General features: G+C 70.3%; 15 protein-coding genes. 8 read left to right on the top strand and 7 right to left on the bottom strand.

Translation table 11 applies throughout. The features are described from left to right. Positions 1-154 precede the first annotated feature (154 nt). On the top strand, positions 155-2,578 hold the full coding sequence (locus F6B43_RS09335) for an FdhF/YdeP family oxidoreductase (protein WP_150448686.1): 2,424 nt from the start codon (positions 155-157) through the stop codon (positions 2,576-2,578). Between the two features lie 138 nt (positions 2,579-2,716). Here the strand turns inward: F6B43_RS09335 and F6B43_RS09330 are convergent, their stop codons facing one another. Genes F6B43_RS09330 through F6B43_RS09320 form a run of 3 tightly spaced genes read right to left on the bottom strand, consistent with a single transcriptional unit; the run spans position 2,717 to position 5,114 of the window. Continuing rightward, the gene (locus F6B43_RS09330; RefSeq protein WP_150448685.1) at positions 2,717-3,019 is read right to left on the bottom strand and encodes a DUF6457 domain-containing protein; all 303 of its coding nucleotides are present in this window, start codon (positions 3,017-3,019) and stop codon (positions 2,717-2,719) included. Beyond that, positions 3,016-3,864, bottom strand: a complete 849-nt coding sequence (gene mobA / locus F6B43_RS09325; RefSeq protein ID WP_150449517.1) for a molybdenum cofactor guanylyltransferase — start codon at positions 3,862-3,864, stop codon at positions 3,016-3,018. Before mobA ends, F6B43_RS09330 begins: the two co-directional genes overlap by 4 nt. Further along, complete coding sequence (locus F6B43_RS09320; RefSeq protein WP_150448684.1) at positions 3,864-5,114, bottom strand: molybdopterin molybdotransferase MoeA; 1,251 nt, start codon at positions 5,112-5,114, stop codon at positions 3,864-3,866. Before F6B43_RS09320 ends, mobA begins: the two co-directional genes overlap by 1 nt. A 62-nt stretch (positions 5,115-5,176) precedes the next feature. On the opposite strand from F6B43_RS09320, the gene fdhD reads away from it, so the two are divergent. From fdhD to F6B43_RS09295, 5 genes are all read left to right on the top strand, one after another. Then, complete coding sequence (gene fdhD / locus F6B43_RS09315) at positions 5,177-6,127, top strand: formate dehydrogenase accessory sulfurtransferase FdhD (protein WP_150448683.1); 951 nt, start codon at positions 5,177-5,179, stop codon at positions 6,125-6,127. A gap of 57 nt (positions 6,128-6,184) precedes the next feature. Next, positions 6,185-6,580 (top strand): hypothetical protein, encoded by a 396-nt coding sequence (locus tag F6B43_RS09310; protein WP_150448682.1) that lies wholly within the window; start codon positions 6,185-6,187, stop codon positions 6,578-6,580. A gap of 78 nt (positions 6,581-6,658) precedes the next feature. Continuing rightward, positions 6,659-8,320 (top strand): SDR family oxidoreductase, encoded by a 1,662-nt coding sequence (locus tag F6B43_RS09305; RefSeq protein WP_150448681.1) that lies wholly within the window; start codon positions 6,659-6,661, stop codon positions 8,318-8,320. A 9-nt stretch (positions 8,321-8,329) separates the two neighbouring features. Further along, the gene (locus F6B43_RS09300) at positions 8,330-8,839 is read left to right on the top strand and encodes a MogA/MoaB family molybdenum cofactor biosynthesis protein (RefSeq protein WP_150448680.1); all 510 of its coding nucleotides are present in this window, start codon (positions 8,330-8,332) and stop codon (positions 8,837-8,839) included. Further along, complete coding sequence (locus tag F6B43_RS09295; RefSeq protein ID WP_150448679.1) at positions 8,839-9,273, top strand: molybdenum cofactor biosynthesis protein MoaE; 435 nt, start codon at positions 8,839-8,841, stop codon at positions 9,271-9,273. Before F6B43_RS09300 ends, F6B43_RS09295 begins: the two co-directional genes overlap by 1 nt. Before the next feature lie 21 nt (positions 9,274-9,294). Here F6B43_RS09295 and F6B43_RS09290 read toward each other — a convergent pair whose 3' ends face one another. From F6B43_RS09290 to F6B43_RS09275, 4 genes are read right to left on the bottom strand one after another with little or no spacing between them, the layout of a single operon-like run. Beyond that, entirely contained in the window at positions 9,295-9,528 is a 234-nt protein-coding gene (locus tag F6B43_RS09290) for a MoaD/ThiS family protein (RefSeq protein WP_150448678.1), read from the bottom strand. Between the two features lie 3 nt (positions 9,529-9,531). Then, positions 9,532-10,008 (bottom strand): cyclic pyranopterin monophosphate synthase MoaC, encoded by a 477-nt coding sequence (gene moaC / locus F6B43_RS09285; RefSeq protein WP_150448677.1) that lies wholly within the window; start codon positions 10,006-10,008, stop codon positions 9,532-9,534. After that, on the bottom strand, positions 10,005-11,276 hold the full coding sequence (locus tag F6B43_RS09280; RefSeq protein WP_150448676.1) for a molybdopterin molybdotransferase MoeA: 1,272 nt from the start codon (positions 11,274-11,276) through the stop codon (positions 10,005-10,007). Before F6B43_RS09280 ends, moaC begins: the two co-directional genes overlap by 4 nt. Next, a complete protein-coding gene (locus F6B43_RS09275) occupies positions 11,273-12,415 on the bottom strand; it encodes a ThiF family adenylyltransferase (RefSeq protein ID WP_150448675.1) in 1,143 nt (380 codons plus the stop codon). The genes F6B43_RS09280 and F6B43_RS09275 overlap by 4 nt, the downstream gene beginning before the upstream one ends. 130 nt (positions 12,416-12,545) lie before the next feature. Here F6B43_RS09275 and F6B43_RS09270 point away from each other — a divergent pair, with 130 nt between their 5' ends. Together F6B43_RS09270 and modA are read left to right on the top strand one after the other, a co-directional pair. Next, positions 12,546-12,938, top strand: coding sequence for a TOBE domain-containing protein (locus tag F6B43_RS09270; protein WP_150448674.1), 393 nt, complete (start codon positions 12,546-12,548; stop codon positions 12,936-12,938). A 3-nt stretch (positions 12,939-12,941) separates the two neighbouring features. Continuing rightward, on the top strand, positions 12,942-13,769 hold the full coding sequence (modA, locus tag F6B43_RS09265) for a molybdate ABC transporter substrate-binding protein (protein WP_150448673.1): 828 nt from the start codon (positions 12,942-12,944) through the stop codon (positions 13,767-13,769). Positions 13,770-13,777 lie beyond the last annotated feature (8 nt).

Raw genomic sequence — 13,777 nt, 5'->3', positions numbered from 1 at the left:
GTCAGCTCCTGTTCGCCGCATCTGCAGTGTATTGGGGCAGACGGATGTCGGCGCGGACGGGTATCGGTGCGGACGGGTATCGGTGCGGACGGGTATCGGTGCGGACGTGTCGCGCGTCGCCGTACCCCCCGTCCGGCGGGAATAGCATGAGCTCATGGCAAAGCGGCCACCGGCACAAGACATCGACGAGACGAAGCTGCACTTCACGGAGACGAAGAAGGTCGCCGTCGGCGTGCCCGCGGTGCTGCACGCGCTGAAGATCTCGAATGACCAGATGGGCATCGTCCGCAGCGTCGAGACGCTGATGCGGGTCAACCAGAAGGACGGCTTCGACTGCCCGGGGTGCGCATGGCCCGAGGAGGACAAGCGGCACATCGCCGAATTCTGCGAAAACGGGGCCAAGGCGGTCGCCGAAGAGGCGACGATCCGCCGGGTGACCCCGGAGTTCTTCGCCGAACACTCGATTGACGAACTCCGCGGGCACGACGACTGGTGGCTGGGGCAGCAGGGCCGGCTGACGCATCCGATGATCCTCGAGGAGGGCGCGACCCACTACCGCCCCATCTCATGGGATGGCGCTCTGAGCGAGGTGGCCGGGGCTCTCCGCGGGCTCGACGACCCGGACGAGGCGATCTTCTACACTTCCGGCCGTACCTCCAACGAGGCGGCGTTCCTGTATCAGCTGCTCGTGCGCGGCCTCGGAACGAACAACCTGCCGGACTGCTCGAACATGTGCCACGAGTCGTCGGGATCCGCGCTCACCGAGACGATCGGCATCGGCAAGGGGACGGTGTCGATCGAAGACATCCACAAGGCCGATCTGCTCATCGTGGCGGGGCAGAACCCCGGAACGAATCATCCGCGGATGCTCAGCGCACTCGAGAAGGCCAAGCAGAACGGCGCGAAGATCATCGCCGTGAACCCCCTTCCCGAGGCGGGTCTGATGCGCTTCGAGAATCCCCAGACGGTCCGAGGTGTCGCGTTCGGCGGAACGAAGCTCGCCGACCGGTTCGTGCAGATCCGCCTCGGCGGCGATCAGGCCCTGTTCCAGGCGATCGGCAAGCATCTGCTCGAGGCACAAGCCCGGACGGGCGATGTGCTCGACCAGGATTTCATCGCCGCGCATACGAGCGGGTTCGAGGCCTACCGTCAGGCGATGGCCGACGTGTCGTGGGCAGATCTGGTCACGGCCACGGGCATCCCCGAGAACGACCTCCGCGAAGTGGGCGAGGCGGTGCGCGCCTCGAATGCCACGATCGTCTGCTGGGCGATGGGCCTCACTCAGCACAAGCACTCGGTGGCGACTCTCCGCGACGTCGTGAACGTCCTGCTCCTGCAGGGCGATATGGGTAAGCCCGGCGCAGGCGTGTGCCCCGTGCGCGGCCACTCCAACGTGCAGGGCGACCGCACGATGGGGATCTACGAGAAGCCGTCCGAGCAGTTCCTCGACGCCCTCGACGCCGAGTTCGGCTTCGCATCACCCCGTGAGCACGGTCACGACACCGTCGCGGCGATCCGCGCGATGCGCGACGGGCGAGCCCGGTTCTTCATGGGCATGGGCGGCAACTTCGTCAGCGCCACGCCCGACACCGCGGTGGTCGAAGCGGCGATGACGAACATGGCGCTGACCGTGCAGGTCTCGACCAAGCTCAACCGCTCGCACGTCGTGACCGGAAGACGCGCGATCATCCTCCCGACGCTCGGCCGCACCGATCGCGACCGCCGCGGCGGCCGCGAGCAGCGCGTGTCGGTCGAAGACTCGATGGGTGCCGTGCACTCGTCCCGCGGGCGCCTTTCGCCCCCGTCGGAGGAGCTCCTCAGCGAGGTCGCGATCGTGTCGAGGCTGTGCGGGCTCCTGTTCGGATCGGATGCCGCGGCACGGCCCACCCCGTCGAGCGCGGCTCCGAGTGCCGTCGAGGTCGACCTCGGTCACCCGCAGCGCCGCGCCGACGAAGAGGCCGACGGTCCCGACCCGGCGGGGCTCCAGCATCCCGCCAACGTCCCCCGCGCGGACTGGGCGGCGCTCGAGGCGGACTACAGCCTCATCCGGGGACACATCGCCGCCGTCATCCCCGGATTCGAGGACTACGACCAGCGGATCGACAAGGGGCGGACGTTCTTCCTCCCGAACGGTCCGCGCGACGAGCGCCGGTTCGCCACCGAGGACGGACGCGCCCGGTTCACGGTCAACGAGCTCGAGTATCCGCACATCCCGAGCGGGCGCCTCCTGCTCCAGACGCTCCGATCGCACGATCAGTACAACACCACGATCTACGGCAAGGACGATCGCTACCGCGGAATCCACGGCGGGCGGCGGGTCGTCCTGGTCAACGTCGACGACATCGAGCAGGTCGGGTTCGCCGAAGGCGACATCGTCGATCTCGTCTCGGAGTGGCGCGACGGCGTCGAGCGGCGGGCCGAAGAGTTCCGCATCGTCGCGTACTCCACACCGCGCGGGAACGCGGCGGCCTACTACCCCGAGACGAACGTGCTCGTGCCGCTGGACTCGACGGCCGACGTCAGCGGGACGCCGACGTCGAAGTCGGTTGTGATCCGGCTCGAGCGCCGCGGCGCGTGACCGCATCAGTCGCAGCGGGCGTGGCCGGGTCAGCCTGATCAGTCGATCGGGCGTGGCCGGATCAGCCTGGTCAGTCGAGCGGGCGTGGCCGGATCAGCCTGATCAGTCGAGCGGGCGTGACCGGATCAGCCTGATCAGTCAGTCGGGCCTGACCGCATCGGTCGATCGGGCCTGATCTTCGCCCTCTCGCCAGCCTGCGGCGAGCGAGGTGATCTCAGCGACCGCCCGGCGGGCGTCTTCGGGTGAGCCTCCCGCTCTGCCGGCTGCGAGGCCTGCGACGAACGCACTCAGCGGCGCCGCCGGGCGCGCGACCCCGTTCGCCACGTCCCGCGCGAGATCGAGGACCAATGCGATCGGGATGTCGTCGGACCCCAAGCCGAACAGCGCCTGAAGTGCAGCCGACCAGTCGTCCAGCGCCGCGGGAGGCAGATGCTCGGTCATGGATCTCTCCTTCGCTCGGTCTCACGTGCACCGGCACCCCGTCCGGCGGCGTCCCGTGCCCTGTTCAGATCGTCCCACGTGTCGATGTCCATCGCCGGGTCCATCGCCGGGTCCATAGCCGGGTCCATCGCCGGGTCCATCGCCGGGTCCATCGCCGGGTCCATCGCCGGGTCCATCGCCGGGTCCATCGCCGGGTCCATCGCCGGGTCCATCGCCGGGTCCATCGCAGGGTCCATGGCTCGGTCTGATGCCCACTCCGATGCCGACTCCGATGCCGACTCTGATGCCGGGTTCGATCCCGGGTGCGATCTCGGGTCCGATCTCGGGTCCGATGTCGGTATCCGCGTGATCGTCAGCGGAGCGAGCAGCGACCGGACCGATGCATCACGCCCTTGCTGGGGAAGTTCGGCCGCGGCGGAGCACAGCGCGTCTGTGCGGTACAGCCCGATGAGCCACTGCGTCCGACCGGCCGCATCGACGAGGCACGCGCCGTCGCCCTCGAACGGCGCGCCGCACAGGATATGTACCGCGGCCGCCACGTGCGGCAGGTCGCACGCGAGCACGAGGGTGCGCGGTGCCGTCACGAACGGCAGCGCGGCGATGACGGCCGCGGCGGGTCCGCCGAACGGCGGATCCTCCCGCACCCATCTGATGACCGAACCCGCGCTCGCGGTCGGGCCCACGGCGATGATCGGATGCGCGCCGACCCTCCGAGCCGCGGCGATCGCGGCATCCAGAAGCGTCGTTCCGCCGACCTCGAGCTGCGGCTTGTCGACGCCGCCCATCCGCGTGCCCCGACCGCCGGCGAGGAGGACCGCCCCGATGTCAGTCCCCGATGCGACCATCACGGGAGCAGCATGACATCGAGTAGGTCCCCGGCATGGACGTCGCCGACTCCGACGGGGACGACGGCGTACCCTGCGGCGCCCGCGAGCCCGGCGGCGCGCGACGAACCCTCAGCGGCGGCCGGGGTGACCCCGTCCTCGACCAAGACGACGGGCATGTACTGCACTCGCTCGCGACGCGAGCGCCAGCCCGTTGCTGCGGGGAGGCGCAGCATCCGCCGGTCGGTCCGTGTGCGCCCCTGCATTGCGAGAAGGGCAGGGCGTACGAAGACTTCGAACGACACCGCCGCGCTCTGCGGATTTCCGGGGAGGCCGAACAACAGGGGGTGTCCTGCGGCGAACCCCTGCGGTCGGCCCGGCTGCATCGCGACCCGCACGAACGTCATCTCGGCGAGCGCGGTTCTCACGACTTCGAACGCTCCCGCGCTCACTCCGCCCGAGGTGATGACCGCATCCGACCCACTCGTTGCGGCGTCGTGGATGGCAGCGCGGAGGTCGTCGTCGACGTCGCGCACGCGCCTCTGCAGGATCACCTCCGCCCCCGCAGCACGGGCCTGCGCCGACAGCAGTAGTGAATTCGACTCGGGGATCTGCGCACGGCCGATCGCCGATCCCGGCGCGACGAGCTCGTCGCCGGTCGCGATGACGGCCACCCGCGGACGGCGACTCACCGACACGACCGGAACGCCCGCCGTTGCGATCGCCGACAGCTGCAGCGGCCCGAGCTCGACGCCTGCGGGGATGAGTTCGGTACCGGCTGCGGCATCCTCGCCTCGACGACGGATGTGGGCGCCGATGCGGCGCGGGGCTTCCACGACTCGCGCCGTGCCGAGCGAATCGGCCAGGCCCCCGCCGGTCGCCTCGAAGGGCACGACGGTGTCGGCGCCCGAGGGGAGGGGCGCTCCCGTCATGATCCGCACGGCCTCGCCGGGTCCGCACACGGCCTCGTACGGGCTGCCGGCGGCCAGATCGCCGACGACACGGAGAAGCGCGGGGGATGCTGCGCTCGCGGCCGCGACGTCGGTGAAGCGGACCGCGAACCCGTCCATTGCCGAGTTGTCGAACGGCGGCAGGTCGATGGCGGCACGGACGGGCGCAGCGAGCGTGTAGGCCTGTGCCTCGGCGAGCGGAAGCGTGAGGTGATCGAGGCGCCGCACCGCGGCGAGGATCGTTCGCCGGTGCTCGTCGACCGTCCGCTCGTCGCGGTCTGAGGACTCCGCGACGGCGTCGAGTCTCGGGCTCACGGCCATGTCCTCAGGCTATCGGTCGGCCCGGCGGGCCGGGCGGGCTCGCGCGCGCGTAGGCTGACGACATGGGTCGGATCACCGTCCGGCGGCCCGTGACGAAGCTCACGCTGGGCGCCGAAGCAGTACGCCGCGCCGATACGCTCGCGGTCGAGGAACCACTGGAGATCCGTGTCGGCGGTCTGTCGCTCGCCGTCACGATGCGCACTCCGGGCAACGACGTCGAGCTCGCCGCCGGCTTCTTGGTATCCGAGGGGGTGATCTCGGCCGGGGAGCAGTTCCGGTCGGCGATCCACTGCGGCGGCCCCGGAACGGGCGGCACGGCGACGGGCGGCGCGGCGACGGGCGGGCCGTTTGCGAGCATCGCGGTCGGAGCGCCGGGAATCCTCGAGCAGGCGCAGGGAAATACGTACAACATCCTCGATGTGACGCTCGCGCCGGGTGTCCGCCCGCCGGACCCGGAGCTCGCGCGCGCCTTCTACACGACGAGTTCGTGCGGGCTGTGCGGAAAGGCGTCGATCGATGCGGTCGAGACGGTGTCGAGCTACGACGTCGCGGGCGACGCGGTGATCGTCGACCCCGCTCTCCTCACGATCCTGCCCGATGCGCTCCGCGCCCAGCAGGCGGTATTCGACAAGACCGGTGGCCTCCACGCCGCCGGCCTCTTCGATGCGGCTACCGGCGAGCTGCTGGTGCTGCGCGAAGACGTCGGCAGACACAACGCGGTCGACAAGGTGATCGGCTGGGCGGTCCTGAACGACCGTCTGCCGCTGCGCGGAGTCGTGCTGCAGGTGTCGGGGCGCGCGAGCTTCGAGCTCGTGCAGAAAGCGGTGATGGCCGGCATCCCGATCCTGGCCGCGGTCTCGGCCCCCTCTTCGCTCGCGGTCGAACTCGCGGCATCCTCGGGGCTGACCCTGATCGGCTTCTTGAGGGGCTCGTCGATGAACATCTACTCGCGCGACGATCGTGTGACCGACGCGTCGCTGGGTGCTTCGATCAGTCGCAGAGAACAGTCTTAAAACCGACGGAGCATATTCTGATATATTGGCCCTGTGGATAGAGCATCACTGCGTGGCATGGCGAAGATCGCCGCACTCTCACTCGTGGCGTGTGCGGCTCTGGTCGGGATCGCCGCCCCGGCGAACGCCACGGAATCGACGGCTGTGGAACGCCAAATACGCTTTGCTCCGATCGAGCTGGATTATTACCTCAGCCGGTATGTCCTGCCCCGAACGACGTGTCCCGCCGAGGCACCGTACTTGAGTAGGACGAAGTTCCCGTCGGAAATCGGGTGGGAGATCCCATCGGGCGTCGAAGTGACCCCATCCGGCAGGATCGATGCCCAGATCCGCGCCCACGCGGGGGAGGAGGGCCGGGGCGTCATCGGCGGTCCGGAATCCTCCGTGATGAACCTGGCGTTCGCGACGAATACGGTGGTCACCATCACTGTGCACTGCACCAGCGCGCCGTAGGGCGTCCCCGTGGGGCGAGGTCACTGGCGCCGCGTCAACCCCTCCCTCTGTGTCAGGTCCAGCGCCTAAAGTGCGTACATGACCGACCTCACCGCGCCCACGGGCCGTGAAGAACAACTCCGGGCCGTGCCCCGCGTGGACGGCACCGCCCCGCGCGCGCTGGTCTTCGGATCGACCGGATACATCGGCGGGCGCCTCGTGCCCCGGCTCCTCGCCGGCGGGTATCGCGTCCGCGTGCTCGCCCGTGACCCTGCGCGGGTCGCGGCCTACGAGTGGGGATCCGACGTCGAGGTCGTGGCGGGAGACGCGCAGGACGAGGAATCCGTCCGCGACGCGGTGCAGGATGTCGACGTCCTCTACTACCTCGTCCACTCGATGTCGGCCGGCAAGGACTTCGAACGGACCGATCACGATGCGGCGGAGAACATCGCGGCCGCCGCGGCGGCTGCCGGGGTCCGCCGCATCGTGTACCTGGGCGGACTGCATCCCGACGATGCGAAGCTGTCACCGCATCTGCGGTCGCGCGTGGAGGTGGGCGAGATCCTGCTCGCGTCGGGAGTGCCCACGCTCGTGCTGCAGGCGGGCGTGGTCATAGGGTCGGGATCGGCGTCGTTCGAGATGGTGCGCCACCTCACCGAGGTGCTGCCCTACATGCCTGCCCCCAAATGGGTGCGCAACTTCATCCAGCCGATCGCCGTGCGCGACGTCATGTACTACCTGCTCGGTGCGGCGCGGGTCGACACCGACGTCAATCGGGCCGTGGACATCGGCGGTCCGGATGTCTTGCGCTACGGCCAGATGATGAACGGCTACGCCGTGGAAGCCGGGCTTCGCCAGCGCGCGATCGCCGCGCTCCCGGTCCTCACTCCGCGCCTCGCCTCGCACTGGGTGAACCTCGTCACCCCCGTCCCCCGGTCGATCGCACGGCCGCTCGTCGAGTCGCTGCAGAACGACTGCGTCATGAAGAACCACGACATCGACGAGCTGGTCCCGCCGCCGGCCGAAGGGCTCACTCCCTACCGCCGGGCGGTCTCGCTCGCGCTCGGCCGCGTGCGCGACGACGACATCGAGACGAGCTGGCAGGATTCCGAGGTTCTGGGTGTGCCGAGCGACCCTCTCGCGAACGACCCCGACTGGGCGGGTCGCACGGTCTTCACCGACGTCCGCAGCGCCGAGACCTCGGCGGATCCGCAGGCGCTGTGGAAAGTGATCGAGGCGATCGGCGGGGAGAACGGGTGGTACTCGTCGCCCCTGCTGTGGGCGGTTCGCGGCTGGATGGACAGGCTCGTCGGGGGAGTGGGCCTCGCTCGCGGCCGCCGCAGCCGTGCGCGGCTGACGGTCGGCGATGCACTCGACTTCTGGCGCGTCGAGGCGATCGAGCCGGGAAGGCTCCTGCGACTGCGCGCCGAGATGAAGGTGCCGGGCAGCGCGTGGTTGGAACTGCGGGCCACCCCGACCGACGGCGGGTCGACGTACGACCAGCGCGCTGTCTTCTTCCCCCTCGGGCTGGCGGGGCGCCTGTACTGGCTCGCGGTGCTGCCGTTCCACGGCTTCATCTTCCGTGGCATGGCCAACCGCATCACCGCAGCGGCGGAGCAGATCACCACGGAGCAGATCACCACGGAGCAGATCACCACGGAGCAGATGAGCGCGGAGAAGATCAGCGCTGAGCAGACGACCGAGGCGCAGACGTCCGGAGAGCAGCCGGCTGAGCAGCCCGGCGACCAGGCCGCGGCCTAGGCTGAACGTATGACCCACCCGCAGGACCCGCGCCTCGCCGCGGCCATCACGGTCTCGGACCGATCGGCGGCAGGGGAGCGCGACGACCGCAGTGGCCCCGCCGTGGTCGCCGCCCTCCGCGAGGCGGGGTATTCGTGCGCCGGCGCGACGATCGTGCCGGACGGCGCCGACAGCGTCGCGCAGGCGCTGCTCGCGGCGGTCGCCGACGGCGCACGGCTCATCGTCACGTCCGGCGGCACCGGTGTGTCGCCCCGCGATCGCACTCCCGAGGGCACGCGAGGGGTATTGACCCGCGAGATCCCCGGTATCGCCGAAGAGCTCCGCCGTGTCGGTGCCGCCGAGAAGCCGGCGGGGATGCTGTCGCGCGGTCTCGCCGGAGTGATCGACGCGTCCGGCGAATCGGCGGGTGCCCTCGTGGTCAATCTCCCCGGTTCGCCCGCGGCCGTGGCATCCGGGATGCCCCTGATCCTCTCGGTCGCACGCCACGTGATCGATCAGCTCGACGGGTCCGACCACTGATGCCGTCGCAGGTGAGGCTCGCACGCATCAGCGCCGATCCGCTCGTGCTGCAGGAGCACCTCGACGCGATCGACGATGCGACCGCGGGGGCCGTCACGACGTTCGTGGGTCGTGTGCGCGACCATGATCCGGATGCGGCGGGCGCCGTCGTCGCGCTCGAGTACTCCGCTCACCCCGACGCCGAGAAGACGCTCCACGCCATCGCGGAGCAGGCGGGGACAGAGGCCACGGGTGCGCTCGTCGCCGTGAGCCATCGCGTGGGCCGGCTCGAGGTCGGCGACGCCGCGGTCGTGATCGCGGTCGCCGCATCTCACCGCGCCGAGGCGTTCGAGGTCTGCCGCGAGGTCATCGAGGCGATCAAGACCGACCTGCCGGTGTGGAAGCGTCAGATCGAGGCCGACGGCACGACCGCCTGGAAGGGCCTCGGCGGCTGAGACCGGCCGCGCCCGGCTCGGTCACCCGCCGGCGAACGGCGGCAGCACGTCGATGACATCGTCCGCCGTGAGCGCGCGCGTGTCGTCGGTGCGTTCGCCGGTCACCAATACCGCGCACCGCGGCAGGATGGGCGCCAGTGCGGGGTGATCGGCGCTCAGCGCGAGTCGCAGCGCGCCGAGCGTGGCTTCGCTGCGCATCTCTTCGTCAACGCCGGAGGCTTCACGAGCGGCGGCGAAATAGCGGACGAGGGTCATCGGTCACACACCGTCCGAGCGCTGCCACGGGCCGGACTTGCCGCCGGTCTTGGCGATGATCCGCACGTGCTCGATCGAAGTCGCCTTGTCGAGACCCTTCACCATGTCGACGATCGCGAGCGCCGCGACCGAGACGGCGGTGAGCGCCTCCATCTCGACGCCCGTGCGGTCGGCCGTGCGGACCGTGGCCTCGATGGCGACCCCGTCGTCTTCGACCACGAGGTCGACGGACGCTCCGTGGACGCCGATCACGTGAGCCAGGGGAAGGAGCGCGGGGGTCTGCTTCGCCGCCTGGATGCCGGCGATCCGCGCGACGGCGAGCACATCGCCCTTCGGCACCGAGCCGTCGCGGAGCGCCGCAACGATCTCGGATGAACACCGCACGAAACCGCGTGCCGTCGCGGAGCGCACCGTGGGCTGCTTGTCGGTGACGTCGACCATGCGGGCGTGCCCCGCAGCATCCAGATGCGTGAAACTCATGACAACAGCATGACATCGACCATGTCACCGGCGGCGACCTGATCGACGTCGGCGGGGATCACCGCGAGCGCCTCGGCACGGCCGAGTCCGCCGGCAAGGTGCGAGCCGGAGCCGCCGGCGGTCGCCGGCCGCACCGTCCACCGCGCCGGGTCGCTCCGATCGATCGCCGCGGGGAGGTACTGGCGGCGGCCGGGCGGTGTGCGCCAGCCCTCCGCAGCGGTCATCCGGAGCGCAGGACGGACGATGTCGGTCCGGCCCTGCATCGTGAGCAGAGCGGGCCGGACGAACGTTTCGAACGACACCGCGACGCTGACCGGGTTGCCGGGCAGGCCGAAGACCAGCATCCCGTTCCCGAGCCGTCCGAAAGCCTGCGGCTTGCCCGGCTGCATCGCGACACGGGCGAACTCGACCTCGCCGCCGTGTCGATTTCCGGGGCCGAAGGTATCTTTCACGACCTCATACGCGCCGGCGCTGACGCCACCAGAGGTCACCACGACATCCGCGCCGCGGGCGGATGCTTCGGCCAACGCGGCTCGGAGGGCTTGGACATCGTCGGCCACGCTCGTGCGGAGCACGACCTCGGCACCGGTGTCGGCGGCGAGATCGGCGAGAAGGAGCGAGTTGGAATCGGGGATCTGCCCACGCCCGAGCGGGGAGCCGGGCTCGACGAGCTCTGATCCGGTCGAGATGACCGCCACCCGTGGTGCCCGCGTCACGACCAGTTCGGCGATGCCCGCCGCTGCGCACGCCGACACCTGATAGCCGCCCAGGCGCACACCCGCGGCTACGACGACGTCGCCGGTCTCGATATCGGCGCCGCGGCGCCGGCGGTATGCACCCGCGCCGGGGGCTACGAGCACGACCACCTCGTCGATCGTGCCCTCGAGGCCCCCCGCGGTGTCTTCGAACGGCACGATCGAATCGGCAGACGTCGGAATCGCCGAGCCGGTCATGATGCGCGCGGCCTCGCCGGGCGCGAGCGCGGGATCGATCGCACTTCCCGCCGGGATGTCGGCCACCACGCGCAGCCGGACGGGCGAGTCGGATGACGCCGACTCGACGTCCTCGTGGCGGACCGCGAAGCCGTCCATCGCCGAATTGTCGAACGCGGGGATGTCGATCCTGGCCGTCGCCGCCTCGGCGAGCGTTCGACCGAACGCCTCGGCGAGCGGCACGCGGATGCTCTCCACCGGGCGCACAGCGTCCAACACGATCCTCAGCTGATCCTCGACGGTGCGCAGGTCGTTCGCCGGTGTGCCGGCGGTCATCGTGTCACCGCGACCGCAACCGCCACCCCGACGGGGTTCGACCGCGCGGCCTCCCACGCCTGCATGCCGCCGTCAACCACGGTGGCCTCCACGCCGACCGAGAGGAGGGCGGCAGCGGCCCGCCGCGCCCGCATCCCCATCGCGCACACGACCAGCACGGGGCCGGGCGCGGCGGCGGACGGGTCGGCCAGAAGAGCGGCGAGCGGCACAGACACGGCACCGTCGATCATCCCGGCGGCCAGCTCGCCGGGCTCTCGCACATCGATCACGCGCATGCCCGCGGCGATCGCCTCGGACGCCTCGGCGACCGACATCTCAGGCGGCGGCGCGGCAGGTGGCACAGGTGTGGGTGGGGCGTCCTGCGAAACCGCCGAACTGCTCGTCCGGAGGGGGATCTCGACCTGACGGGCGGCGAGGCCGTCGAGCACGAGGACGCGCCCGAGCAGGGGCTCTCCGATGCCGGCGATGAGCTTGATCGCCTCGGTCGCCATCAGCGCGCCGACCTGCAGGCACAGCGCACCGAGCACGCCGACGGCCGCGCACGTGGGGGCGTCATCGGCGCTGCCGATCGGGTACAGATCGCGCAGCAGAACCGGCGATCCGGATGTCGGAGCCGACCAGAACACCGTGACCTGCGCGTCGAACGACTGGATCGCTCCCCAGACGACGGGGATCCCGAGCGCTTCGGCGCCGGCGGCGACCGCTTCGCGCGTGGGAAAGGTGTCGGAGCCGTCGAGCACGAGGTCTGCTCCGGCAAGGAGGGCGGCGGCGTTGGCCTGCGTCAGCCGCTCGCGGACGGCGCGGACGCGCGTCTCCGGTGAGAGACCGGCCGCGGCGCGCTCGGCGCTCGCGGTCTTCGGCGCGCCGACGTCGCCCAGGGTGTGCAGCACCTGCCGCTGGAGGTTCGACAGTTCGACCACGTCGTCATCGATGACGGTGAGGGTACCGACGCCCGCGGCGGCGAGAGCGAGGATCGCGGGCGACCCGAGCCCACCCGCGCCGACGATCGCGACGTGTGCGGCCGCGAGCCTGCGCTGCCCGATCTCACCGAGCGCGACGAGCGAGGAGTGTCGCGCGGTCCGGGCTCGTTCGGCGGCGGTCAGCTCGGCGACAGGTGCGACCAGCGGGGGGATGGGCATCTTTTCAGGGTAGTCGCGCTCTTCCCGCCCGGGGTCGGGGTGCGACGGCGAGACGAGGACGGCGCCACCGATCCGCGAATGCGGTGAAAAGTCGACCCGATGTACGTATCTGCGGAGATAGGCTGAGAATATGGCCTCGTACAGAATCTCGGAAGCGGCCCGACTCCTCGGCGTGAGCGACGACACCGTGCGACGCTGGATCGATCAGGGCGTGCTCGAGGCGACGAATGCGTCCCCCGTCGAGATACCTGGCGAGGCGCTCGCAGCCCGAGCCGTGGAGCATCTCGTGGCACCGGCAGATCCGACCGACGTGCTCTCGAGCGCCCGCAACCGCTTCGTCGGGATCGTGACCCGCATCCAGTCCGACACCGTGATGGCCCAGGTCGACATTCAGGCCGGCCCCCACCGCGTGGTGTCGCTGCTCTCGTCTGAAGCGGTGCGCGACCTCGGACTCGAGGTCGGATCGCTCGCCGTCGCGGTCGTGAAGGCCACCAACGTCATTATCGAAACCCCGAAGGCCTGAGCCGTGCGTCGCCGCTCGCTGCTCGTGGCTGCTGCCGCGGCATCCCTCGCGCTCGCCCTCACCGCATGCGCATCACCAGCAGGTAAGACCCCCACCGAGACGACCGGCGTCGCGCCGACCGCGAACGCGACGTCGCCGCTCACCGGCGAGGTCACCGTCTACGCGGCCGCATCGCTGCGTGCCGCCTTCGACCGGATCTCGGCAGCCTTCGTCGCCGAGAACCCCGGCGTGAGGGTGCCCCCGATCGTGTACGACGGCTCGAGCACCCTCGCGACCCAGATCATCGAGGGCGCGGACGTCGACGTGTTCGCGTCGGCCGATCAGAAGAACATGACGAAGGTGTCGGATGCCTCGCTCACGGCGGGACCCCCGGAGCTGTTCGCGACCAACACACTCGTGATCGCCGTGCCGAGGGGCAACCCGGCGGGGATCACGGCGCTCGCCGATCTCGCTGCGCCGGGAACGGCCGTCGTGCTGTGCGCTCCCGAAGTGCCGTGCGGGGCAGCATCCCAGACTCTCCTCGGCAACGCGGGCGTGATTGTGACGCCGGCCAGCCTCGAGCAGAACGTGACCGCGGTGCTGACGAAGGTGGCGGCGGGCGAGGCCGACGCCGGGCTCGTCTACGCGACCGATGTCATCGGCGACGACGAGGTCGAATCGATCGTGCCCGACGGCGCGGCTGCCGTCGTCAACACCTATCCGATCGCGACCCTCACCTCATCGAGGAACGGCACGTCCTCGACGAACGAGGCAGCCGCCGCGTTCGTTGCTTTCGTCACCGGGCCCGAGGGGCAGCGCATCCTCGCAGATCTGGGATTCGGCGCCCCGTGAGAGGCTGA

It is taken from the genome of Microbacterium rhizomatis, from assembly GCF_008710745.1.
Classification (GTDB): domain Bacteria; phylum Actinomycetota; class Actinomycetes; order Actinomycetales; family Microbacteriaceae; genus Microbacterium; species Microbacterium rhizomatis.
Note: the sequence above shows the minus strand (reverse complement) of the source record. Positions and strands in the feature narration are given on the sequence as shown.